Annotated in this window: 19 protein-coding genes; 5 read left to right on the top strand and 14 right to left on the bottom strand. The window is 70.9% G+C overall.

Going from position 1 to position 23097, the window contains the following annotated elements:
• Positions 1-2: 2 nt before the first annotated feature.
• The 9 genes from ACIBK3_RS37920 to ACIBK3_RS37880 all read right to left on the bottom strand — a co-directional run bounded on the left by ACIBK3_RS37920 (position 3) and on the right by ACIBK3_RS37880 (position 12511).
• Positions 3-1562: a GMC family oxidoreductase gene (locus ACIBK3_RS37920; protein ID WP_399372407.1), complete on the bottom strand. Its 1560-nt coding sequence runs from the start codon at positions 1560-1562 to the stop codon at positions 3-5.
• Between the two features lie 16 nt (positions 1563-1578).
• Positions 1579-3144, bottom strand: a complete 1566-nt coding sequence (locus tag ACIBK3_RS37915) for an APC family permease (protein ID WP_399372406.1) — start codon at positions 3142-3144, stop codon at positions 1579-1581.
• A 133-nt stretch (positions 3145-3277) separates the two neighbouring features.
• Positions 3278-4744 (bottom strand): aldehyde dehydrogenase family protein, encoded by a 1467-nt coding sequence (locus tag ACIBK3_RS37910; protein ID WP_399372405.1) that lies wholly within the window; start codon positions 4742-4744, stop codon positions 3278-3280.
• Complete coding sequence (locus ACIBK3_RS37905) at positions 4725-5900, bottom strand: aromatic ring-hydroxylating dioxygenase subunit alpha (RefSeq protein WP_399372645.1); 1176 nt, start codon at positions 5898-5900, stop codon at positions 4725-4727. Before ACIBK3_RS37905 ends, ACIBK3_RS37910 begins: the two co-directional genes overlap by 20 nt.
• A gap of 56 nt (positions 5901-5956) precedes the next feature.
• Positions 5957-7111 carry an N-methyl-L-tryptophan oxidase gene (gene solA / locus ACIBK3_RS37900; RefSeq protein WP_399372404.1) on the bottom strand — a complete coding sequence of 385 codons (1155 nt, stop codon included), beginning with the start codon at positions 7109-7111 and terminating at the stop codon, positions 5957-5959.
• Positions 7112-7143: 32 nt separating this feature from the next.
• Positions 7144-9690 (bottom strand): FAD-dependent oxidoreductase, encoded by a 2547-nt coding sequence (locus tag ACIBK3_RS37895; RefSeq protein WP_399372403.1) that lies wholly within the window; start codon positions 9688-9690, stop codon positions 7144-7146.
• Between the two features lie 65 nt (positions 9691-9755).
• Positions 9756-10376, bottom strand: coding sequence for an MBL fold metallo-hydrolase (locus ACIBK3_RS37890; protein ID WP_399372402.1), 621 nt, complete (start codon positions 10374-10376; stop codon positions 9756-9758).
• Positions 10373-11458 carry an S-(hydroxymethyl)mycothiol dehydrogenase gene (locus tag ACIBK3_RS37885; RefSeq protein ID WP_399372400.1) on the bottom strand — a complete coding sequence of 362 codons (1086 nt, stop codon included), beginning with the start codon at positions 11456-11458 and terminating at the stop codon, positions 10373-10375. Before ACIBK3_RS37885 ends, ACIBK3_RS37890 begins: the two co-directional genes overlap by 4 nt.
• 225 nt (positions 11459-11683) lie before the next feature.
• Complete coding sequence (locus ACIBK3_RS37880) at positions 11684-12511, bottom strand: IclR family transcriptional regulator (protein ID WP_399372398.1); 828 nt, start codon at positions 12509-12511, stop codon at positions 11684-11686.
• A gap of 317 nt (positions 12512-12828) precedes the next feature.
• On the opposite strand from ACIBK3_RS37880, the gene ACIBK3_RS37875 reads away from it, so the two are divergent.
• Entirely contained in the window at positions 12829-13152 is a 324-nt protein-coding gene (locus ACIBK3_RS37875; protein ID WP_399372397.1) for a bifunctional 3-phenylpropionate/cinnamic acid dioxygenase ferredoxin subunit, read from the top strand.
• Between the two features lie 91 nt (positions 13153-13243).
• Positions 13244-14428: an NAD(P)/FAD-dependent oxidoreductase gene (locus ACIBK3_RS37870; protein ID WP_399372396.1), complete on the top strand. Its 1185-nt coding sequence runs from the start codon at positions 13244-13246 to the stop codon at positions 14426-14428.
• Position 14429: 1 nt separating this feature from the next.
• Here ACIBK3_RS37870 and ACIBK3_RS37865 read toward each other — a convergent pair whose 3' ends face one another.
• Complete coding sequence (locus tag ACIBK3_RS37865) at positions 14430-14987, bottom strand: hypothetical protein (protein WP_399372395.1); 558 nt, start codon at positions 14985-14987, stop codon at positions 14430-14432.
• 583 nt (positions 14988-15570) lie between these two features.
• On the opposite strand from ACIBK3_RS37865, the gene ACIBK3_RS37860 reads away from it, so the two are divergent.
• From ACIBK3_RS37860 to ACIBK3_RS37850, 3 genes are read left to right on the top strand one after another with little or no spacing between them, the layout of a single operon-like run.
• Complete coding sequence (locus tag ACIBK3_RS37860; RefSeq protein ID WP_399372394.1) at positions 15571-18684, top strand: nitrate- and nitrite sensing domain-containing protein; 3114 nt, start codon at positions 15571-15573, stop codon at positions 18682-18684.
• Positions 18681-19118, top strand: a complete 438-nt coding sequence (locus ACIBK3_RS37855; protein ID WP_399372393.1) for a roadblock/LC7 domain-containing protein — start codon at positions 18681-18683, stop codon at positions 19116-19118. The genes ACIBK3_RS37860 and ACIBK3_RS37855 overlap by 4 nt, the downstream gene beginning before the upstream one ends.
• A gap of 9 nt (positions 19119-19127) precedes the next feature.
• The gene (locus ACIBK3_RS37850; protein ID WP_030677747.1) at positions 19128-19535 is read left to right on the top strand and encodes a DUF742 domain-containing protein; all 408 of its coding nucleotides are present in this window, start codon (positions 19128-19130) and stop codon (positions 19533-19535) included.
• On the opposite strand, the gene ACIBK3_RS37845 is transcribed toward ACIBK3_RS37850, so the two are convergent.
• The 4 genes from ACIBK3_RS37845 to ACIBK3_RS37830 form a co-directional block, all read right to left on the bottom strand.
• Complete coding sequence (locus ACIBK3_RS37845; protein WP_399372392.1) at positions 19522-20013, bottom strand: thioesterase family protein; 492 nt, start codon at positions 20011-20013, stop codon at positions 19522-19524. The genes ACIBK3_RS37850 and ACIBK3_RS37845 overlap by 14 nt on opposite strands.
• Entirely contained in the window at positions 20010-20984 is a 975-nt protein-coding gene (locus ACIBK3_RS37840; protein ID WP_399372390.1) for a 3-hydroxyacyl-CoA dehydrogenase NAD-binding domain-containing protein, read from the bottom strand. Before ACIBK3_RS37840 ends, ACIBK3_RS37845 begins: the two co-directional genes overlap by 4 nt.
• A 39-nt stretch (positions 20985-21023) precedes the next feature.
• Positions 21024-21911 carry a 3-keto-5-aminohexanoate cleavage protein gene (locus tag ACIBK3_RS37835; protein WP_399372388.1) on the bottom strand — a complete coding sequence of 296 codons (888 nt, stop codon included), beginning with the start codon at positions 21909-21911 and terminating at the stop codon, positions 21024-21026.
• A gap of 168 nt (positions 21912-22079) precedes the next feature.
• A complete protein-coding gene (locus ACIBK3_RS37830) occupies positions 22080-22892 on the bottom strand; it encodes an IclR family transcriptional regulator (protein WP_399372386.1) in 813 nt (270 codons plus the stop codon).
• Positions 22893-23097 lie beyond the last annotated feature (205 nt).

The following is a 23097-nucleotide window of genomic DNA, read 5'->3' as shown; positions in this document are numbered from 1 at the left end:
CGTCACGCGTCCTCCTTCAGCAGGTCCGCGCACTTCTCGCCGATCATCATCGTCGTGATGCAAGGGTTGACGGTGACCAGGTCCGGCATGACCGACCCGTCGGCGACCCTGAGCCCCTCGACCCCCTTGACCCGCAGCCGCGCGTCCAGCGGGGCCGACGGGTCGTCGTCCGCGCCCATCTTCACGGTGCAGGACGGGTGGTAGACGGTGTTGTGGGTCTTGTGGATGTAGTCGAGCAGTTCGTCGTCGGTGCGCACGTCCGGGCCGGGGGCCAGCTCCGCTCCCGCCCAGCCGCTCAGCGCGGGCTGCGAGGCGATGCGCCGGGCGAGCTTGAGGCCGTACGTCATGACCCGCACGTCGTGCTCGTGCGTGAAGTAGCGCGGGTCGACCTTGGGCTTGTCCCGGTAGTCGCGGGTACGCAGCCGGACCGTCCCCCGTGACCGCGCCCGCGTCACGTTGGGCGTGAGGCAGAACGCGTTCTCGGACGTGGGGTAGCCCCAGCGCGCGGTGTTCATGTCGAACGGCACCGAGCCGTAGTGGAACATCAGGTCGGGCCGGTCCAGGCCCTCCTCGGTGTCGTAGAAGATGCCCGCCTCCCACCACTGGCTGGACGTGGTGGTCATGGGCTGCTCGGCGTCCCACATGATGACGCCCTCGGGGTGGTCCTGGAGGTTCTCGCCCACGCCCGCCGAGTCGACCACCACCTCCACGCCGACCTCGCGCAGATGGCCGGCCGGGCCGATGCCGGACACCATCAGCAGCTTCGGCGAGTCGATGGCCCCACAGGAGACGATCACCTCACGCCGGGCCCGTACCGTCCGCGTGTGGATGAGGTCCGGGTCCAGATACTCGGCGCCCACACAGCGCCGCCCGTCCAGGACGAGCTTCTTGGCCCGCACCCCCGTCCGTACCTCCAGGTTGGGCCGCTTGCCCAGGACCGGGTGGAGGTAGGCCACCGAGGACGACTGACGGATGTTGTTCTCGTCGGAGTTGATCTGGAACCAGTTGGCGCCCCGAACCACCGTAGAGCCCGTGTTGAACGGCGTCGTCGGGATCCCGGCCTGCGCGCACGCCTCCAGCAGGGCAGTGCCGCACGGGTCGTCGCTCTTCAGCGTGCGCAGCTTCACCGGGCCGGTGCGCCCGTGGTGGTCGCCCGGAGCGTCGTTGTTCTCCAGCCGCCGGTACAGCGGGAAGAGGTCGGCGGCGCTCCAGCCGGTACAGCCCTTGGCCGCCCAGTCGTCGAGGTCCTCGGCCGGCGCCCAGAAGGCGATACAGGAGTTGTGCGACGAACAGCCGCCCAGCACCCTCGCCCGGGCGTGCCGCATGAAGCTGTTGCCGCTCGCCTGCGGCTCGATGGGGTAGTCCCAGTCGTAGCCGGACTCCAACAGGCCCATCCAGCGTTCGAGTTTGAGGATGTCGTCGTCGCCGACGTCGCTCGGTCCCGCCTCCAGGACGCACACGGTGACCGAGGGGTCCTCGGTCAGGCGCGCCGCCACCACGTTGCCCGCGGTGCCGCCGCCCACCACCACATAGTCGAACTCGTCGAACTCATCGGTGCTCATGAGTGGTTGACCTCCTTCAGTCGGCGGCGGGGGTGGCGAGGGGAGTGGTGGCGGCCGCGGGCTGCAGCTGGTGCTCGGCGAGGACGCCGGTGCGGTGCCGCTGGACGAACCAGTAGTAGGCGAAGCCGCCCCCCATGATGACCGCGACGAACAGCACCGCGCCCCAGCGCAGGTACCAGTGGAACGGAGCGGTCGCGTTGTAGACCTCGGCCCGCGGCCAGATCAGGTTGATCGTCATGGCCGCGCCCCACACCACGGCGACGATGTTGACGAGCAGCCCCCAGCGGCCCAGCGAGAACTTGCCGTCGCCCGCGGGCTGCCACTTTCCGCGCAGTCGGGCCACCAGCATCGGCGCGGTGACGCCGAGGTAGGCGAGGTAGATCATGATGATGCCGATGCTGGTGACGACGGTGAAGATCTGCGGCTGGCGGATGTTGACGACGAGGATCGCCACCGCCAGGATTCCGATGATCACCGCGGGGAGCACCGGAGTCTGGAAGCGAGGGCTGACCTTGGCCAGCCGGGAGGACGCGGGCAGGTTGTTGTCACGGGCCATCGCGAACGTGAGGCGGATCGCGGCGGTGTGGACGGCCAGCGCGCACACGGTGACCGCGATCGCCACGCACCACAGCATCGCCTTGCCGGCCGTCGACCCGAGGACGTCGAGCACGATGTACTGCAGACCGTCCGTGGACAGCTTGTCGCCCTTGAGGTCGGAGACGCTCATCAGCGCGAGCAGCAGGACCAGACCGCCCAGGACGAACGAGGCGACGATGGCGCGGATGATGGCGCGTGGCGCGTTGCGGGACGGGTCGAGGGACTCCTCGCCCAGCGAGGCGGCCGTGTCGAATCCGTACATGACGTACGCGGACGCCAGCGACGCCACCAGGAACGCGCCCATGTAGCCCGCCTGGTGCCCGGCCCCGGTGCCCGCCGTGTCGGTCACCACCTGCGGCCCTCGCGTGATGTGGACGGCGAACAGCACGATGAGGACGACGGTGGCGATCAGCTCGATGAGCACGCCCGCACTGTTGATGGTGGCCATCAGCTTGACACCGAAGGCGTTCACCAGGGTCGTGAAGAGGATCAACACGGTGGCGAGGACGACGGCGTTGGTCGCCACGTCGTATTTTCCGGTGCCGTCCCCCACGAACTGGAACGACGACGAGATCTGCGGAAGCGTCAGCTGATAGGCCAGCGCGACGGCCGAGATGGACACGATGGACGCGATCAGCATCATCCACCCGGCGAGCCAGCCCAGGTGCGGGTTGCCTATCTTCTTCGACCAGTTGTAGACGGAGCCCGCGACGGGATAGCGGGCGGCCAGTTCCGCGAAGCACAGGGCGACCATGAACTGGCCGATGAAGACCATCGGCCACGACCACCAGTAGGCGGGGCCGCCGCTGCCGTAGCCGAAGTAGAACAGCTGGAAGGTGCCGGTGAGGATCGAGATGTAGCTGATTCCGGCGGCGAAGGTGTGGAAGTTGCCGAGGGTGCGCTTGAGTTCGGGTCTGTATCCGAATTCGGCGAGTTCGCTGTCGTCGTGACTCTGTGGGCCTGTCGGTTGCTCGGTGGTCGTCATGAGCGGACTCCTGGTGGGCCGGATGAGGAGAGGCGAGCGGCTCGGTGCGGGCGCCGGGATCGATGAGGGGGGTGTACGTGGGGGTGGTGTGCGGGCGGTTGGGCGCGGGTGTTCCCCGTGGACTCGGGCGGGCTCAGGCGAACCAACCTTGCGGCGTCGGGGCCGTGTTGCGCCAGATGTGCTTCGTCTCCCGGTACTCGGCGAGACCCGACGGGCCGAGTTCGCGCCCGAAACCGGACTGCTTGAAGCCGCCCCACTCCGCCTGCGGGACATAGGGGTGGTAGTCGTTGATCCACACCGTGCCGAGCCGCAGCCGGCCCGCGACCCGGGCCGCCTTGCCCTCGTCGCTCGTCCAGACCGCCCCGGCGAGGCCGTAGATCGTGTCGTTGGCCAGGCGCACCACCTCGTCCTCGCCGGTGAAGCGCTCGACGGTGAGCACCGGCCCGAAGGACTCCTCCTGGACCACCGACATCCCCGCAGAGCACTCGTCCAGCACGGTGGGCGGGTAGTAGAAGCCGCCGTCGAGGCCCGGCCCGGAGGGACGCTCGCCCCCGCAGCGCAGCACCGCGCCCTCCTGAAGCCCCTTGGCGACGTACGCCTCGACCTTCCCGCGGTGTGCCGCCGAGATCAACGGCCCGGCTTGCGCGCGCTCGTCGAACGGTCCCCCGAGCCGGATCTGTCCCGCCCGGCGTACGACCTCGTCCACGAACCGGTCGTGCAGGGGGTCCTCCACCAACAGCCGCGCGCCCGCCGAGCAGACCTGCCCGGAGTGCAGGAACACGGCGGTCAGCGCCATGTCGACGGCGGTCTCGAAGTCTGCGTCGGCGAAGACGATGTTCGGGTTCTTGCCGCCGAGTTCGAGCGCGACCTTCTTCACCGTCCCGGCCGCCGCGGCCATCAGGCCACGGCCGGTGTGCAGTCCGCCCGTGAAGGAGACGAGGTCCACGTCCGGGTGGTCGGCCAGCGGGGCGCCCGCCTCCGGACCGGCGCCGAGGACCAGGTTGCCGACGCCCGGCGGGAGCCCGGCCTCCGTCAGCAGGCGCATGAGGTGGATCGCGGTGTGCGGAGTCAGCTCGCTCGGCTTGAGCACGAAGGTGTTGCCCGCGGCGAGTGCCGGGGCGACCTTCCACGCCGTCTGCAGGAGCGGATAGTTCCAGGGTGTGATCAACGCGCAGACGCCGACCGGCTCGTACACCACCCGGCTGTCCACCCCCTCCGTCCCCGTGTCGACGACCCGGCCGGTCTCGCTCGCCACCAGCCGCCCGAAGTAGCGGAAGCAGTTCGCGATGTCGTCGATGTCGTACTCGCTCTCGACGAGCCGCTTCCCCGTGTCCAGGGATTCCGCGCGGGCCAGCGCGTCCTTGTCACGGACGAGGAGGTCGGCGACCCGCACCAGCAGATCGCCGCGCTCGTTCGGCGAACTGCGGGGCCAGGGGCCCTCGTCGAAGGCCCGGCGGGCGGCGGCGATCGCCTCCACGGTGTCCTTGCCGCCCGCCTCGTCCACGACCCCCACCAGGGAGCCGTCGGCGGGACAGCGGATCTCGCGGGTACGCTCGTCGACCGCGCTGCGCCACGCACCGTCAATGAACAGGTCCGGCATGGCCGCCTCCCAGTTTCTCCACGAGCCACTCGTGGAAGATCCCGATGTGGTGCTCGTTGGGGACCAGCACACCACCCTTCCGGTACGCCCGCGACGCCATCGCCGGCTGGGTCCGTTCACAGGCCTCGAAATCCTGCTCGTTGACCCGGTGGAACAGCTCCACCGACTTCGACACGTCCGCCCCGGACTCCACCACCTCCGGCGCGTACAGCCAGTCGCACTCGACGACCGTGCGGTCCTCGGCCATCGGGAACATGCGGTGCAGGATCACATGGTCCGGTACGAGGTTGATGAACACCGTCGGCTTCACGGTGATGGCGTAGTAGCGGCGGTCCTGGTCCTCGGAGACCGCGGGCAGCCGGGCGAAACCCTCGCTGCCGTCGACGGTGAACCCCTTGATGTCCTCGCCGAACTCGGCGCCGTGGCCCACGTAGTACTGGGCCGCGTAGCCGTCGGCGAACTCCGGCAGCACGTCGGTGAGTTCGGGGTGGATCGTCGCGCAGTGGTAGCACTCCATGAAGTTCTCGACGATCAGCTTCCAGTTCGCCTTCACGTCGTAGACGATCCGCTTGCCGAGGGCGAGGTGCTCGGTGCCGTAGTGCTCGATCGCGGCCCGGTCGCCGAGCCGTTCGACGGCGGCGTGCAGGACGGTGTCCTCGAAGGACGGGGGCTCGTCGGCGAGGCACACCCAGGCGTAGCCCAGCCATTCCCGCAGGGACACCTTGATCAACCCGTACGCGACCCGGTCGACATCGGGCATCTTGATCAGGTTGGGCGCGGCGATCAACTTGCCGTCGAGATCGTACGTCCACGCGTGGTACGGGCACTGGAGGTTGCGCCGGATCTCACCGGACTCCTCCATGCACAGCCGGGCCCCGCGATGCCGGCAGACGTTGAGGTAGGCGCGCAGCTCGCCCTTGCGGGTACGGGTGATGAGGACGTTCTCCCGGCCGACCTGGACGGTGCGGAAGGCCCCGGGTGTGGCCAGGTCGGCGCTGCGGACGGCGCAGAACCACATCGACTCGAACAGGTGCTCCTGTTCCTGGCGGAAGATCTCCGGGTCGGTGTAGTAGTTCCCGGGGAGGGTGGCGATCAGGCTGGGGGAGATCCGGTGGGCCGCGGAGACGGAGGTCTCGGCGGCGGAGGTGCCGGACAGGGACGTCTCGGAGACCGGGCTCTCGGGCGCGGGGGTCGTCGTCACGGGCGTGCTCCTCAGGCGGGCGCGGCGGCGAGGCGGGCGGGGTCGAACAGGCCGATGGGGTGCTCGGTGCTGCCGGTCAGGGCCAGGTCGGCGAGGATCTCACCGACCACGGGCACGAACTTGAAGCCGTGCCCGGAGAACCCGCAGGCCACGGTGACCGACTCCGGGTGCGCCAGATGGCGGGCGATGACGAAGTGCTCGTCAGGGGTGGTGGAGTACATGCAGGTCGCGGCCTTGAGGAAGGTGCCGGGCAGGTCCGGGATGCAGCCGGCCATATGGTCGGCCATCGCCTTGATCTCGTCCTCGTGGACCGTCCGGTCGATGGTCTCCGGTGTGGTCACCGTGCCCTTGCGGAAGAAGGCGACCTTGGCGCCGAGGTCGGGGCCGTCGATGGAGGGGAAGCCGTAGACCTGGACGCCGGCCGTGTCCTCCCAGATGTAGATGGGGTGGTTCTCGGGCAGGAAGGGCTCGACTCCCTGCCTCGGCTGGAACCAGTACATGACCTGCCGTTCGATGGTGAACGGCACCCCGATGTCGGTGAGCAGCTGCGGCGCCCACGCGCCCGGGCAGATCACCAGTTGGGACGCGGTGTAGGTGTCCTCGGCCGTATGAACGCGCACGCCGTCCCGGTACGGCTCCCAGCGCGTCATCGCTTCCTCGAAGTGCAGGTCGGCGCCCTGCCGGGTGGCGAGCTGGAGGTGCGCGGCGACGGTGTTCTCGGGGCGGAGCAGACCGGCCTTGGTCTCGTACAGGGCCACCTCGTCGTCCTTGGGCGTCAGCGTCGGGAAGCGGCGGCGGATCTCCTTGGCGTCCAGCATCTCGTGCGGCAGGTCCCACTGCTGGGCGGAGAGCAGCGAGCCGGAGACGGTCCGGGAGTCGGGGCGGCCCACCATGACTCCGCCGGGGAGGATCGCTATCTCCCGGCCGGTCGCCCGCTCCAACTCCTCGTACAGCTCGTAGGCGCGCAGCAGCAGCGGGACGTACGCCGGGTCCTCGAAGTACGACTGCCGGGTGATCCGTGAACCGCCGTGAGAGGAGCCGCGGTTGTGCACCGGGCCGAACTTCTCCAGGCCCAGCACCCGGGCACCGCGTGCGGACAGGTGGTGGGCGGCGGCGCTGCCCATGCCGCCGAGACCGATGACGATCACGTCGTAGGTGGGGGACACAGAGGGCCTCCTGTGGGTGTCCTTGGGGTGTCTCAACGGCGGATGCGGGTCATCTTCGGATCGAACAGCGGCTCTTCGGCGACCGTCGCGGGGACCTTCTCGCCGAAGTACTCGATGTGCACGCCGGCGCCGGCGGTGAGTGCGGCCGGCAGCCAGGCGTAGGCGATGCAGCGGCCGAGCGTGTAGCCGTACGAGGCGCTGGTCACGTAGCCGGCGGGGACGCCGTCGACATACACGGGCTCCTTGCCGAGGACCACGGCGGCGGGGTCGTCGAGCAGGAGGGGTGTGAGTTTGCGGGTGAGGGGAGCGTCGGTGAGTGCCTCGCGCCCCACGAACTCCTTGTCCAAGCGGACCGCGAAGCCGACGCCCGCCTCGTACGGGTTGTGCTCGTCGGTCATGTCGGTGCCCCAGGCCCGGTAACCCTTCTCCAGGCGCAGGGAGTTGAAGGCCGAGCGGCCGGCCGCGATCACACCGAGGCCCTGCCCTGCCTCCCAGAGCGTGTCCCACAGACGCAGGCCCAGGTCGGCGGAGGTGTAAAGCTCCCAGCCGAGCTCACCGACGTACGACAGGCGCATGGCGGTGACCGGGACGTGCCCGATGAACGTCTCCTTCGCGCGGAAGTAGCCGAACGCCTCGTGGGAGAAGTCGTCGCGGGTCAGCGGCTGGACGAGGTCGCGGGCGAGCGGGCCCCAGACGCCGACGCAGCAGGTGCCGGAGGTGATGTCCCTGATCTGGACATCGTCCGGGGCGTACCGGGCCAGCCGGTCGAGGTCGGCGGGGGAGTTGGCGCCGACCTGGAAGCGGTCGGGGCCGAGGCGGGCGACGGTGAGGTCGGAGCGGATGCCGCCGCTCTCGTCGAGGAGGAGGGTGTAGGTGACCGCGCCGGGCTTCTTGCGGAGGTTGTTGGTGGTCATGCGGTCAAGGAAGTCGAGGGCTCCCGGGCCGGTGACTTCCAGGCGCCGCAGCGGGGTCATGTCGTAGAGGGCGACCTTTTCGCGGGTGGCCTTGGCTTCGGCGGCGGCGACGGGTGACCAGTAGCGGGCCGACCAGGCGTCGCGTTCGGGGAGGTGGAGCCCGTCCACGAGGGGGGCGTTGGCCTCGTACCAGTGCGGGCGCTCCCAGCCGCCGCCCTCCAGGAAGTACGCGCCGAGTTGCTGCTGGCGGGCGTGGAAGGGGCTGACGCGCAGGGGACGCGGCTGCTCCATCGGCTGGAGCGGGTGGAGGACGTCGTACACCTCGGCGAACTGCTGTGAGCCGCGTTCCCGGATGTACATCGGTGAACGCTGCGCCTCCTCGAAACGCGTGAGGTCGCATTCGTGCACGTCGAGGGAGGGCCGTCCGTCGACCATCCACTCGGCGACGGCCTTCGCCACACCGGCGGAGTGGGTGACCCACACGGCCTCGGCCAGCCAGAAGCCGCGCAGCTGCCGCGACTCGCCGAGGACCGGCATGCCGTCCGGGGTGAAGGAGAAGACGCCGTTGAAGCCCTCCTCGACCTCGGCGTTCCGCAGGGCCGGGATCAGCCAGCGGCAGTCGTCCCAGCTCGGCGCCCAGTCCTCCTCGGTGAACGGGAAGGAGGAGGGCATGTCCAGGTTCCGCGCGCGGGCCTCGTCGTAGGGCAGCACCGCGAACGCGTCTACGGGCAGGGGCCGGTGGGCGTAGGAGCCGATGCCGATGCGGTCGGTGTGCTCGCGGAAGTAGAGGTCGCGGTCCTGGAAGCGGAGGATCGGGCGCGTGGCCTCCGCCCGGTGGTCCTGGAGCTCGGGCAGCTGCTTCGTCCGCGCGTACTGGTGGGCGAGCGGTTGCAGCGGTACGTCGATCCCCGCCATGCGGCCGATGACCGGGCCCCAGAACCCGGCCGCGGAGACGACGTGGTCGGTGGGGAAGGTGCCTCGGTCGGTCACCACGGCTGTCGTCCGGCCGCTGTGCTGCTCGATCCCCGTGACCGTGTGGCGTTCCAGGAAGCGGGCGCCCCTCGCGGTGGCCCGGTCCATCTGGGCGCGCGCCGCGAGCAGGGCACGGGCCAGGCCGTCGTCGGGGGTGTGGAAGCCGCCGAGGACCACCGACTCGTCGATGAGCGGCCAGAGTTCCTTGCAGCGGGCGGTGCTGACGACCTCGCCGCGGATGCCCCAGGCGGCGGCGTAGCCGGCCCGGCGGTGCAGTTCGGCCAGACGTTCCGGGGTGGTCGCGAGTTCCAGGCCGCCGACCTGGTTGAAGCAGGAGACGCCGTCGACTTCGAGGGAGCAGAACTTGTCGACGGTGTACTTGGCGAACTCGGCGAGGGTTCTGGACGGGCTGGTCTGGAAGACGAGGCCGGGCGCGTGCGAGGTGGAGCCGCCGGGGGCGGGCAGCGGTCCCTGTTCGAGGACGGTGACGTCGCTCCAGCCTCGAGCCGTCAGTTCGTCGGCCAGGGAGCAGCCGACGATGCCGGCGCCGATGATCACCACGCGGGGGAAGCGAGGGTCGTGCGCGGGCGCGCCGTGGGGACGGCTTTCGGGCGAGACGGGGTCGGACGCGCCGGTTCCAGGTGTGCTGGATGCGGACGTACCGGACGTGCCGGTTTCGGGCGTGCTGGACATGCCCCTCCTTGCCGGGGACGCAGGTGAACGCGCTGGGGGGACGCTCAGGGAGCCGGGACGGTCGTTCAGGGAGCGGGGACGTTCGGCCGCTCGGCGGCGATCGTCGTGTCCTGGCCGTGCCCGGTGTGGACGACCGTGTCGCCGGGCAGGGTGAGCAGCCGGTTGCGGATCGACGCCACGATGGCCGGGCGGTCCGAGTAGGAGCGTCCGGTGGCGCCGGGGCCGCCGTGGAAGAGGGTGTCGCCAGTGAACACGGCGTTCAGGAACGGGGCGTACAGCGAGCAACTGCCCCAGGTGTGGCCGGGGGTGTGCAGGACCTGGAGTTCGATGCCGGCGACGGTGAGGACGCGACCGTCGCTGAGCTCGCCGTCCGGCTTGCGGCCGGGGTGCGTGTGGGACCACAGCTCGAAGTCGTCGGGGTGGAGGAGTACGGGCGCGCCGGTCAGCACGGAGAGTTCGGCGGCCGCGTCGATGTGGTCGTCGTGGGCGTGGGTGCAGACGATCGCGGTGACGTACCGGCCGGCGACGGCCTCGTGGACCCTGCGGGCGTCGTGTGCGGCGTCGACGATCAGCACCTCGTCGTCGTCACCGACCAGCCAGACGTTGTTGTCGACGTCGAAGGTCTCGCCGTCGAGGCTGAAGGTGCCGGCGGTGACCACTCGCTCCGCCCGCGCCGCGCCGTTCACAGCACCACCACCGAGCGCAGCACCTCGCCCCGGTGCATCTTGGCGAAGGCCTCCTCGACCTGGTCGAGCGCGATGGTCTCGCTGACGAAGGCGTTCAGGTCCAGCAGTCCGTACAGGTACTGGTCGATCAGGAACGGGAAGTCGCGGCTCGGCAGGCAGTCGCCGTACCAGGACGACTTGATGGCGCCGCCGCGCGAGAACACGTCGATCAGCGGGAGTTCGACCTTCATCTCGGGGGAGGGCACACCGACCTGGACCAGCAGGCCCGCATGGTCGCGCATGTAGAAGGCCTGCTTGAAGGTCTCCGGGCGGCCCACCGCGTCGATCGCGATGTCCACGCCGAAGCCGTCGGTGAGTGCGCGGACCGCCTCGACGGGGTCCGTGCCCCGGGAGTTGACGGTGTGCGTGGCACCGAACCTCTCCGCCTGGTCGAGCTTCTTGTCGTCGATGTCGACGGCGATGACCTTCATGGCGCCGTTCAGGCAGGCGCCCGCGATGGCAGCGTTGCCGACTCCGCCGCAGCCGATGACGGCGACCGAGTCGCCGCGGCCGACCTGGCCGGTGTTCACCGCGGCGCCGTAGCCGGCCATCACGCCGCAGCCGATCAGGCCCGCGGCCTCGGGACGGGCGGCCGGGTCGATCTTCACCGCTTGACCCGCCGCGACCAGCGTCTTCTCGGCGAAGGCTCCGATGCCGAGGGCGTTGCTGAGCGGCGTGCCGTCCAGCAGGGTCATCGGCTGGGTGGCGTTGCGGGAGTCGAAGCAGTACCAGGGGCGGCCCCGGCGACAGGAACGGCAGGAACCGCACGGCGCGCGCCATGCCAGCACCACGTAGTCGCCGGGTGCCAGGTCGGTGACCCCCTCGCCGACCGCTTCGATCGTGCCGGCCGCCTCATGGCCCAGCAGAAACGGGAAGTCGTCGTTGATCGCACCCTCGCGGTAGTGCAGGTCCGTGTGGCAGACCCCGCAGGCCTGCACGGCCACGAGCACCTCTCCGGGACCCGGATCGGGGACGACGATCGTCTGCACCTCGACGGGTGCGCCCTTCTTCACAGCGACTACGGCACGGACCTCGTGGGGCACGACCAGGCTCCTCTGCTGTTGCGCAATGCACGATGGGTTGCGCTATGGGGAACATAGTGGGAACGCCGACGAGTGGCCGTCAAGAGGTGCGAGTTAACCCTTGGCAAAAGGAACCTGTGGGGCGAAACCTGCCGGACACACGACGGCGCGGGACCAGGGGATCCCGGTCCCGCGCCGCGGTCGGTGTGGTGTGCTCCTTCGTGCGCGCGTCTGCGCCCGGGTCGGTCAGAAGCCGTATCCCATACGGCGGGACAGTTCGGCTCCGGCCGCCACCGTGCGCTTGGCGATCTCCGGCAGACGGTCGCTGTTCAGCCGGTACACCGGCCCCGACACGCTGATCGCGGCGATCACCTTGCCGTCGTGCGCGCGGATGGGGGCGGCCGCCGCGGCCAGGCCCAGCTCCAGTTCCTCGATGGTGAGGGCGTAGCCCTGTTCCACCACGGCCTCCAGCTCGCCCCGCAGGACCGACGTGCCGGTGATGGTCCGCTCCGTGAAGCGCGGCAGGGGGCGCGCGAGCAGGCCCTCGCGCAGGGTGGGCGGCATGTGTGCCAGCAGCACCTTGCCGCTGGAGGTGGCGTGCAGCGGGGTGCGCCGGCCCAGCCAGTTCTGCGCGGTCACGGACGCGGTGCCGCGGGCCTGCATGATGTTGACCGCCGCGTCGTCGTCCAGGACCGCGATGTTGACCGTCTCGCCCAGCTCGTCCGCGACCTCCCGGCACACCGGGACGCCCTCCTGGGAGATGTCCAGCCGTACTGCCGCCGCCCCCGCCAGGCGCAGTACACCGGCCCCCAGGTAGTACTTGCCGCGGTCCTTGGCCTGGGCCACCAGGCCGCGGTTCTCCAGGACGCCGAGGAGTCGGAACGCGGTCGACTTGTGCACGTCCAGTTCGTCGGCGATCTCGGTGACGCCCGCCTCGCCGTGCCGGGCGAGGATCTCCAGGACGCTCACGGCGCGGTCCACCGACTGGACGGCGCTGCCCGCCCCTCTGCCGTTCTTCTCCGGGTTCGCGGCCTTCTCCTCGCTACCGTCGGACTGCTTCTGCGTGCGGGTCATGGCTCAACTCTCACCACCTGTGGGCCCGGTTCGGGCCGCATCTGCGGGAAACCCTTGACGCGACGGTCGTCCCGCCCGGATTCTGTTGCGCACAGCGCTTGCTCGTGCGCCATGTGAAACATCATGTTACCGAAGCGTCCGGCACCCGGAAGGGGCCGGACCGTCCGGACCGCCGCCGGTCCGACAGCTTCGACCTCGACGTGCTGGACCAGTGACGCCCCAACACGCCGTGAATTCCGGACCGACCCGGTCCGTACTCCTGTTCCGCCTGGACCACACAGGTCCGGACCGAGTGTCCCGGACCGAGAGGGGGGCCCGTGATTCCCGTCTGCCGCCTCGAAGACCTCCCCGAGGGCGAGTCCGTCCGTATCGAGACGACACCGCCCATCGCAGTGTTCCGCACCGACCACGGCGAGCTGTACGCCATCGACGACACCTGCACCCACCAGGACGCCTCACTCTCGGAGGGCTGGCTGGAGGGCTGCCTGGTCGAATGCCCGCTGCACGCCGCTTCATTCGATCTCCGTACGGGCCTGCCGACCTGCCTCCCGGCCCGGCGGCCCGTGCGCACCCACCGCGTCACGGTCGACGACGGTGTCGTCCACGTCCACCTCACCGCGCACGAGGGGACCGCTGCATGAAGGCCGTGAACCAGTGGCGTACGGCCTCGCGGGGCATCTCCTTCCTCACGGCGGCCCCGCGCACCCCGCTGACCGACAGGAGTCGTACCGCATGAGGACCGTGACCGTCGTCGGCGCCAGCCTCTCCGGTCTGTACGCGGCCCGGGAACTGCGTGCCCAGGGCTTCGACGGACGACTGGTGATCGTCGGCGACGAACCCCACCGCCCCTATGACCGGCCTCCCCTCTCCAAGGACTTCCTCACCGGCCGCGCAGGCGAGGACCACCTCCTCCTCGCCGACGACGAGGAGACCGCCGAACTCGGCGCCGAGTGGCTGCTCGGCACCCGCGCCCGCGGCCTGGACGCTCGCGGCCGCACCGTCCTGCTCGACGACGGCCGCACCGTGTCCACCGACGGCGTCGTCATCGCCACCGGCGCCTCGGCCCGGCGCCTGCCGGGCGACGGCCTGGCCGGCGTCCACACCCTGCGCACCCTCGACGACGCCCGCGCCCTGCGTGCCGGACTCGCCGACGGCCCGCGTCAGGTCGTCGTCATCGGCGGCGGCTTCATCGGTGCCGAAACCGCCTCCTCCTGCGCCGCACTCGGTCACGCCGTCACGGTCGTCGAGGCCGCCCCGCTCCCGCTCGTACCGCAGCTGGGTGCCGAGATGGCCGCCGTGTGCGCCGCACTGCACCGGCGCGGCGGGGTGGACCTGGTCACGGGTACCGGCGTGGCCGGGCTGCGCGGCACCGTACGCGTCACCGGCGTCGAACTCTCCGACGGCCGCACCCTGTCGGCCGACATCGTGATCGTCGGCATCGGGGCCGGCCCCAACACCGGATGGCTGGCGGGCTCGACGCTCGCCCTGCACGACGGGGTGCTCTGCGACGACGGCTGTGTGACGGCGCTGCCGCAGGTGGTCGCCGTCGGCGATGTTGCCCGCGTCGGCGGCACCCGGGCCGAGCACTGGACCTCCGCGACCGAACAGCCCCGCGTCGCCGTGGCCAACCTGCTCGCCGGGCGCACGGTCGAGACGGCACGGTCGCTGCCCTACTTCTGGTCGGACCAGTACGGCGCGCGCATCCAGTTCGCCGGCCGCCGCCGGGACGGGGACACCGTCCGCCTCGTCGAGGGCGAACTCGTCGACGGCGCCCCGGCCGACGGCGGCTTCCTCGCCCTGTACGAACGGGACGGCCGGACGACCGCGGTGCTCTGCGTTGACCGACCACGGCCGTTCACGCGCGTACGTCGTGAACTGGCCCGCGGGGAGAGCCGGGTGCAGCCCGCCGCGCTCTGAGTCAGGAGTGCGCCACCTGACCGGCGCTCTCCCGCCGGCGTATCCGCTGCTGGGTCCGCTCGGTGGCCCGCGCCTGCCTGCGGGCCTTGCGCCGCTCGCGTCGCAGGGCGCGCGCGGTACTGCTCGGCGTGGACACCACGCCGTTGCGCTGGTTCCACACCTGGCGCGTCACCCAGACGTCGAGCGCGCCCCAGGTGGCCGCCACCGTGCTCGCCACACTGCTCAGCACCATCGGGAACGCCAGCCAGGAACCCGCCATGGTGCACAGGAAGGCGACCATGGCCTGAATCAGCGTCACTGCGATGATCATCACCGCCCGCACCGCCGAGGTCCGCACCGGATCGGGCAACCGGCGTCGACGCGCCGGCTCCTCGACCCACAACGGCCGGTAGTACGGCTGCTCTTCGGTCACGTCGCGTCCTTCGGCCGCGGCGGAAGCTCCCCGCCGCTCCCTGGCCGCGCCGCGGCCCTCGGCGGTGACGCCGGCCGCCTCGCGTGCCACTGTCGCGACGTCAGCCGCGGCGGACGCCCGGTTCTCACGGATCTCACGCGCCGTCATAGCGCCCGGCGTGGCCGTCGTCACCCCGTGTTCGCGTGTCGTCGTGTGTCCGTCTGTCGGAATGTCGCGATCCGGCGCATCGAGGGCCCGTCGCGCCGTCAGTTGTGCCGCCACGTCAGCCTCCTCGCCGTCCGACGGCGCCTCGTGCCGCTCCGCCGTGCCCATCAACATGTCACTCCCCACCGCCGGATAACCGCCTGCCCGCGTCCGAAGACCCGGCTCCCCAGTGGCTGCCCGGCTTGCGCTGTTTTACGCCGCCCCGGTTGCGGGATGCGGCTCCTGTGGCCGATTCCGCCTCCAACTCCCGTGGAGAAGGACGAACAACACCCGTCCAAGATTCCCAAGGAGCGTAAAAATCAAGCCAACTGGCCGGCCGGCCCGGCCAGTCCGTTCCTGCGGCGGCGAAGGAAGGGCAGGAGACAATCTCCCACAATGAGCGGACAACTCCGTATGTCTTGCCGCCGGTGCGGAAGTTCGGCTTCCGGACCGGTCTTCGAGTTACGTGCGCGTCGGTAGTAGGCTCGCGCCGTTTGTTGACGCACATGTGTACCCCCTGTCGGAGGGGGTCGAGCTGGGGGAGGCCATGCGCTTTCGCGGGAAGTCGATCCGCCGGAAGATCGTGGCGCTGCTTCTCGTGCCGCTGGTGTCCCTGATCGCGATCTGGGGCTTCGCCACGGTACTCACGGGCCGGGAAGTGGCCCAGCTGTTCCAGGTCTCGTCCCTGGTGGAGAAGATCGGGTACCCCACCGAGGACACTGTTCGCGTTCTGCAACAGGAACGCCGCCAGACTCTCGTCTACCTGGCCGATCCCCGGGCGTCGGACGCGCTGTCCGCGCTGCGCACCACTCGTGACGCCACCGACGACGCCGTCACCAAGCTCCGAGCGAACGCGGGCGATGCCGACGTCCGTGACGGCATGGACCCGGACGACGACGAACGCGTCACCGCCGTCCTGGACGCCTTCGACGGCATCGACTCGCTCCGGCGCAGCGTCGAGGAGGGCACCGTGACCCGGTCCCAGGCCCTCGACCTGTACAACCGCCTCGTCGACCCCTGTTACACCCTCCTGGCGTCCCTCGACGGCGTCGACAGCGTCGAACTGGACAAGCAGGCCCGCGCCCTGGTGAACATCACCCGCGCCCGCGAGCTGCTCTCCCGCGAGGACGCCCTCCTCGGTTCCGCCCTGGTGGTCGGCAAGGTCTCCCGCGAGGAGGCCCGAGACGTCTCCGACCTCGCCGCCCAGCGCACCCTGCTGTACGACATCAGCCTGCCGGTGCTGCCCTCGACGGAGCGGGAGCGCTACGAGAGCTTCTGGAAGAACGCCACCACCGCCCCCCTGCGGTCGGCCGAACAGGCCGTCATCACGTCCGACACCGGCACCCCCGGTTCCGTCACCGCCAAGAGCTGGGACGCGGCCGCCGGCACCGTGCTCGACGAACTCGCCACCCTCAACGACCAGGTGAACGACCGCTATCAGGACCGGGTCCGCCCGAACGCGATGGGCGTCATCATCAAGGCGTCCGTCGCCGGAGGCCTCGGCCTGATCGCCCTGATCGCCTCGCTCGTCCTGTCCGTGCGGGTCGGCCGCGCCCTCGTCCGCGACCTGCGTCAACTGCGCCTGGAGGCCCACGAGGCGTCCGGCGTACGGCTGCCCAGCGTCATGCGCCGACTCTCGGCGGGCGAACAGGTGGACGTGGAGACCGAGGTCCCGCGCCTGGAGTACGACAAGAACGAGATCGGGGACGTCGGCCAGGCCCTCAACACCCTGCAACGCGCCGCCGTCGAAGCGGCCGTCAAGCAGGCCGAGTTGCGGGCCGGGGTCTCCGAGGTCTTCGTGAACCTCGCCCGCCGCAGCCAGGTCCTGCTCCACAAGCAGCTCACCCTGCTCGACACCATGGAGCGCAGGACCGAGGACACCGACGAACTCGCCGACCTGTTCCGCCTCGACCACCTCACCACCCGTATGCGCCGGCACGCCGAGGGCCTGGTGATCCTCTCCGGCGCCGCCCCTTCCCGGCAGTGGCGCAAGCCGGTGCAGCTGATGGACGTGGTCCGCGCCGCCGTCGCCGAGGTCGAGGACTACGAGCGCATCGAGGTCCGCCGACTGCCCCGGGTCGCGGTCACCGGCCCCGCCGTCGCCGACCTCACCCACCTCGTCGCCGAACTCCTGGAGAACGCCACGGTGTTCTCCCCGCCGCACACGGCCGTCCAGGTCATCGGCGAGCGCGTCGCCAACGGATTCACCCTGGAGATCCACGACCGCGGCCTCGGCATGGCCGCCGACGCGCTCCTGGACGCCAATCTGCGACTCGCGGAGACCACCGAGTTCGAACTCTCCGACACCGACCGGCTGGGGCTGTTCGTGGTCAGCCGGCTCGCCCAGCGACAGCACGTCCGGGTCTCCCTGCAGCCGTCGCCGTACGGCGGCACCACTGCCGTCGTCTTCATCCCGGACACGCTGCTGACGGACGACGTCCCGGACACCAACGGCATCGGCTTCCGCCTCGACCGGCCCCTGCCGTCCAGGGAGGCCGACCGGGAGGAGCCCCGCCGCGCCTCGCTCTCCCCGGCGCGGACGCAGCTGCCCGGGCCGGCTCCCGCGCTGCTGGACGGTCCGGTCGAACTGGAGGCGCCCGTCGACCTGGACGCCCTCGACGACTTCCCGGGCGCCCTCGACGACGAGGACAGCGAACGCGGCGGACTGTTCCGTCCGCGCCGCTCCCTCGCCCTCACGGAGGACACCGCGGTGGGCGGCCACGCCAAGGAACACCAGGACACCGACGACGTCCGCGGGACCCCACCCACAGAGGCGGCCGCGGCCGGCCCGGACGACGACCTGAACGCCCCGGTCCCGCTGCCCGGCCGCCGGACCCCCAAGCTGGTCAGCTCGCACGGCCGTCCGGTCACCGAGCAGCGTCCGCGCCGCGGGGAACGCGGGGAAGGCGGGGAAGCGGCAGACGAGGCGGCCTCGACCGGCCCGAGCAGGGCCCGCCCCCAGGCGGCGCCCCCGCTGCCCGCCCGCCGCCGCGGCGCGGGACCGCAGCCCCGGGCGACCGGTGCCACCGACCGCCTCGACGAGCAGCGCACTCAGGCCGCGACGTCCTCGACACCATGGGCCGCCACGAGCCACGAGTTCGGCGAGACGCCCAGGGCGCCGGGGACACCCGAGGCGCCAGCGCTTCCCCGGCGCACCCGCCGTACCGAGATCGCGTCGAGCGGTCCGAGCAACCTGAGCTCCCCGAACGAGCTCTCCCGTGACCAGCGTGACCAGCGTGACCAGCGTGACCAGCGTGACCAGCCCGGCCGGCGCGGTCCTGCCGACCCCGGCGGCCGAGCGGCAGCCCGGCAGCCGGGCGCGGGCTCCGGCGGGCAAGGACGCGGCTCGGACCCGGCGGGCCTCGGCCGTGGCTCGGGCCCCGCGCGGCCGGAGCCCGCCCCCGCGCCGCGGGACACCGGCTCCGGTACGGCGCCCCTGCCCCGCCGGGTACGCCAGGCCAACCTGGCTCCCCAGCTGAAGAAGGGACCCGCGCCGCGGACCGACGACCGGACCGGCCTCGACGAACGGGACGCCGACGAGGTACGCAGCAGGATGGCCTCGCTCCAGCGCGGCTGGCGGCGAGGCCGCGAGGAGAACGCCGCGGGCGACGACGCCCACAGCGGCACAGCACCACGAACGACAAAGGGGGACGGTCGATGACCGCACCGAAGGCGACCGGCCACACCGCTGGCGACAAGTCCGGCGAGCTCAACTGGCTCCTGGACGATCTGGTGGAGCGCGTCGCGAGCATCCGCAAGGCCCTCGTGCTGTCCGGCGACGGCCTGCCGATCGGGGTCTCCGCGGACCTGACCCGGGAGGACAGCGAGCATCTGGCCGCCGTCGCCTCCGGATTCCACAGCCTCGCCAAGGGCGTGGGCCGCCACTTCGAGGCGGGCAACGTCCGGCAGACGATCGTGGAGCTGGACGATGCCTTCTTGTTCGTCACCGCCGCCGGCGACGGCAGCTGCCTGGCGGTGCTCTCGGACGCCGACTCGGACGTGGGCCTGGTCGCGTACGAGATGACGCTCCTGGTCAAGCGAGTCGGTGTGCATCTGGGTGCCGCTCCGCGCACCGATCTGCCTCAGGGCGGGTAGTGAGATGACATGAGCACAGACGGTCAGGGAAACGGTCAGGGAAGAAGTCACTGGTTCGACGACGAGGCCGGACCGGTCGTCCGTCCGTACGCCATGACGCGTGGCCGCACCACCAGTGCGGCCCAGCACCGCCTCGACGTCATCGCGGTGGTCGTCACGGAAGCCCAGGCGGACGACCCGGAAGGGGACCACTCGCTGTCCCCGGAGCACGTGGACATCGTCGACCTGTGCCGTGAAGCCCCGCAGTCGGTCGCCGAACTGTCCGCCGAACTCGACCTGCCCATCGGAGTGGTACGGGTCCTGATCGGCGACCTCGTGGACGCGGAGTTCGTTCATGTGAACCGGCCCGTGCCCCCGGCGGAACTGCCGGACGAGAGCATCCTGCGCGACGTGATCAACGGCCTCAGGGCGCTGTGACGGACCGCCCCGCCCACGCGGGAGGCGGTTCCGTCAGCGCCGTGAGGCGCTCACGGACGGCATCGGGGAACGCGGTCGCCCGACCGGCCCGCTGGTCCACGTGGAGAGCCAGCAGCTCCGTGGTGGCGACCGGGTCGGCGTCCGCTCCCGGCTCGGCCTGAGGCTCGCCGGTGACGACGTACATCTCGTGTGCGAAGCACGCCTTCTTCCCGGCCGCTCCCAGCACGCGCGTGCGTACGGCGAGCCGGGCGCCCTCCGGCACGTCCCGCAGATAGCGGATGTGGGACTCGACCGTGTACATCGAGCAGCCGGTGCGCGCACGGTACGCCGAGTCCATCCCCGTACGCTCCATCAGGGCATCCGTCGCGAAGCCGAAGACGAGGACGTAGAACGCCTCGCTCATGTGACCGTTGTAGTCGATCCACTCGGGACGCACGGTCTCGCGGAACAGCGGCAACGGCGGGCCGGGCGGGCTCACTCGGCGCCGGACCCGGGCAGCCGGCCGGTGGCGCGCAGCACGGCGATGACACCCCGGTCGCGTTCGGCGACCAGATCGGCGATCGTACGGCCGTCGGCGGCGTCGTCGCAGCCGGTCACCACGGCGTCGTAGAGCGCCTTGTCCAGTTCGGGCGCCTCCAGTCGGGTCCAGGGCGACTTCAGGGACGGCCCGAAGTGGTCGAGCATATGGGCCATGCCGCCCTCGCCACCCGCGAGCGCGAAGGTGAGCATCGGGCCCATGATCGCCCAGCGCAGGCCGGGGCCCTCGGTGATGGACCGGTCGATGTCCGGGACCGTCGCCTCACCGCTGGCGACCATGTGCAGGGCCTCCCGCCACAGGGCCTCCTGGAGGCGGTTGGCGATGAAGCCGGGGACCTCGCGGTCCATGGTGATCACGGACTTGCCGGCCACTTCGTAGAACCGGGCGGCCCAGCGCACGGCCTCCGGGTCCGTCCGGTCCCCGCCGACCACCTCCACGAGGGGGACGAGATACGGCGGGTTGAAGGGATGGCCGACGACCAGCCGCCCGGGGGAGGCCGCATCGGTCTGCATGTCGGTCATCGGGTAGCCGGAGGTCGAGGAGGCGATGACGACGCCCGACGGTGTGGCCGCGTCGAGCCTCGCCAGCAGTTCGCGCTTGAGGCCGAGCTTCTCCGGGGCGCTCTCCTGCACGAACTGGGCCTGGGCCACGGCCTCTTCGAGCGTCCCGGTGACCGTGAGACGGTCGGCCGAGGCGCCGGGGGCGAGCCCGAGCTGTCCGAGCGCCGGCCATGCGGCGTCGACGAGGCGACGCAGGCGTGCTTCGGCGTCGGGGGCCGGGTCCCAGGCGGTGACCTCGTAGCCGCGGCCCAGGAAGTGGGCGACCCAGCCGCCGCCGATCACTCCGGCGCCCACACAGGCCACACGGCGTACGTCTTCCGGCGCGGTGGCCGGGACGGAAGTCTCCGTCATCGGGGGCTCCTTGGGGGAGGGGGAAGGATGGTCCACGGCTCAACCCCGGGGTTTGAGGCCGAGCTTGAGGCGCGCCTCATCGGCCGTCGCGACCCGCGCACCCAGGGCCTCGACGATCGTCACGGCCCGCTCCACCAGCTGGCCGTTGGTCGCCTTGACGCCCTTGCCCAGATAGAGGTTGTCCTCCAGCCCGACCCGCACATGGCCGCCGAGCAGGATCGACTGCGCCACCCACGGCATCTGCATCCGGCCCAGCGCGAAGCTGGCCCACTGGGCGCCTTCCGGCAGCATGTTCACCATCGACTGCAGCACTCCGGGGTCCGCGGGGGCGCCCCACGGGACGCCCATGCACAACTGGAAGACGGTCGGGTCGTCCAGCAGCCCCTCGGCGAGCAGTTGCTTGGCGAACCACAGATGTCCGGTGTCGAAGATCTCCAACTCAGGCCGCACACCCAGCTCCTGGATGCGCCGGGCGCCCGTGCGCAGCATGTCGGGCGTGGAGACGTAGAGGTTCGAGCCGTCGCCGAAGTTGAGCGAACCGCAGTCCAGGGTGCAGATGTCCGGCAGCAGGTCCTCGACGTGCGGCAAGCGCTCCAGACCGCCGACCAGGTCGGTGCCCGGCAACTGCCTGAGCGGCTGCTCCGGGTCGAGGACCAGGTCACCTCCCATGCCGGCGGTGAGGTTGATGACGACGTCGGTCCCGGTCTCCTTGATGCGCTCGACGACTTCGCGGTACAGCCGGGGGTCGCGGGAGGGCGCTCCGGTCTCGGGGTCGCGTACATGGATGTGCACCGCGGCGGCACCGGCCTCGGCGGCCTGCACCGCGGAGGCGGCGATCTGTTCGGGAGTGACGGGGACATGCGGGCTCTTGCCCACGGTGTCCCCGGCGCCGGTGAGGGCGCAGGTGATGATGACGTCCTGGTTCATGGTCGTGGGGGCCTCTCCGAGCGGAGGTGGGGACGAGGTGCCTTTGACGGTAGCGGCGCGGCGGTGTCAATCTCAAGGCCCGGTTTCACTATGCGAGCGAGCGTTGCATAAAGTGAACGCGCGGGAGGCGTACGCCGCCCCGGCAGGGGGAGGAAGCCGTGCGGTACGTCAGAGCCTCTGCGCCGCCTGCGCGATCTCCTCGGCCGCCGCGCGCACCAGTGGCCCCAGTGCCGTGAACCGTGACTCCGGCACCCGGTCCTGCGGCCCCCAGATACTGACCACCGCGAACGGCCGACCGCGGCCGCCGAGCACCGGTGCGGAGACGCCGTAGAGGTTGCGTTCCATCTCGCCCACGCACACGCTGTAGCCGCGTTCCCGCGTCTGCTCCAGGTCCGCCCGCAGTCGTGCCCAGTCCGTGATCGTGGTGTCCGTGTACGCCTCCAGCGGCCCGCTCAGGAGCGACTTCGCCTCCTCCTCGGGCAGCCACGCCAGCAGCGCCTTGCCGGTGGATGTGGCGTGCATCGGCACGTGCCGGCCCAGCCACTGGGCGGCCAGCACCACGGGCGGGGTCACCTCGTCGACGTAGGTCAGCCCGAGCTGCTGCACCACCGCGAGATTGGCGGTCTCGCCCGTCTGCTCACTGACCCTGCGCAGGGTGCCGTGGGCCCGGCGGATCAGCCCGTCGAAGCCGGCCGCCGACGCCATCCGGGCGACCGTGAAGCCGATGGTGTAGCGGTTGGTGACGGGGCTGCGCTCCACCAGGCCGTACTGCTCCAGTGTCGACAGCAGCCGCCAGGCTGTGGCGCGGTTGAGTCCGCACCGCGCGGCCAGGCCGGCGGCCGTCTCGCCGTCCGGCGCGCTGTCGGCTGTGGCCTGGAGCAAGGTGATCGCCCGCTCCAGCGACTGGACCTTGCCCGACGCCCCGCCCTGCTCGGCGCCGGGGGGTTCGTTGGTGTCGGCGGTGGACTGGGCCTTCGGCATGCGCGTCTCTTCCTCGAGGGCACGGATTTCCCTGCCGCTTGCTGTACGGCCCCATCATTTTCTCATCATCCGCGCAGCCGACGCACCATATGAACTCGCCGTGGAGCATCCGGAGCGTTTCAGTCTCGATGCTGATGAGCCCCAGGTCCGGACCGGGCGCCGCATCAGCCCTCCCGATATGATCCGACCCACGAACTCCTGTCGG

It is taken from the genome of Streptomyces sp. NPDC050287, from assembly GCF_044459385.1.
Taxonomy (GTDB): domain Bacteria; phylum Actinomycetota; class Actinomycetes; order Streptomycetales; family Streptomycetaceae; genus Streptomyces.
This window is presented reverse-complemented; position numbering and strand designations above follow the sequence as displayed.

Bases quoted from the DNA above. Each gene is read 5' to 3' on its own strand.
- ACIBK3_RS37920 (WP_399372407.1), bottom strand. From the start codon at position 1,562: ATGAGCACCGATGAGTTCGACGAGTTCGACTATGTGGTGGTGGGCGGC.
- ACIBK3_RS37915 (WP_399372406.1), bottom strand. From the start codon at position 3,144: ATGACGACCACCGAGCAACCGACAGGCCCACAGAGTCACGACGACAGC.
- ACIBK3_RS37910 (WP_399372405.1), bottom strand. From the start codon at position 4,744: ATGCCGGACCTGTTCATTGACGGTGCGTGGCGCAGCGCGGTCGACGAG.
- ACIBK3_RS37895 (WP_399372403.1), bottom strand. From the start codon at position 9,690: ATGTCCAGCACGCCCGAAACCGGCACGTCCGGTACGTCCGCATCCAGC.
- ACIBK3_RS37880 (WP_399372398.1), bottom strand. From the start codon at position 12,511: ATGACCCGCACGCAGAAGCAGTCCGACGGTAGCGAGGAGAAGGCCGCG.
- ACIBK3_RS37870 (WP_399372396.1), top strand. From the start codon at position 13,244: ATGAGGACCGTGACCGTCGTCGGCGCCAGCCTCTCCGGTCTGTACGCG.
- ACIBK3_RS37865 (WP_399372395.1), bottom strand. From the start codon at position 14,987: ATGACGGCGCGTGAGATCCGTGAGAACCGGGCGTCCGCCGCGGCTGAC.
- ACIBK3_RS37860 (WP_399372394.1), top strand. From the start codon at position 15,571: ATGCGCTTTCGCGGGAAGTCGATCCGCCGGAAGATCGTGGCGCTGCTT.
- ACIBK3_RS37855 (WP_399372393.1), top strand. From the start codon at position 18,681: ATGACCGCACCGAAGGCGACCGGCCACACCGCTGGCGACAAGTCCGGC.
- ACIBK3_RS37850 (WP_030677747.1), top strand. From the start codon at position 19,128: ATGAGCACAGACGGTCAGGGAAACGGTCAGGGAAGAAGTCACTGGTTC.
- ACIBK3_RS37840 (WP_399372390.1), bottom strand. From the start codon at position 20,984: ATGACGGAGACTTCCGTCCCGGCCACCGCGCCGGAAGACGTACGCCGT.
- ACIBK3_RS37835 (WP_399372388.1), bottom strand. From the start codon at position 21,911: ATGAACCAGGACGTCATCATCACCTGCGCCCTCACCGGCGCCGGGGAC.
- ACIBK3_RS37830 (WP_399372386.1), bottom strand. From the start codon at position 22,892: ATGCCGAAGGCCCAGTCCACCGCCGACACCAACGAACCCCCCGGCGCC.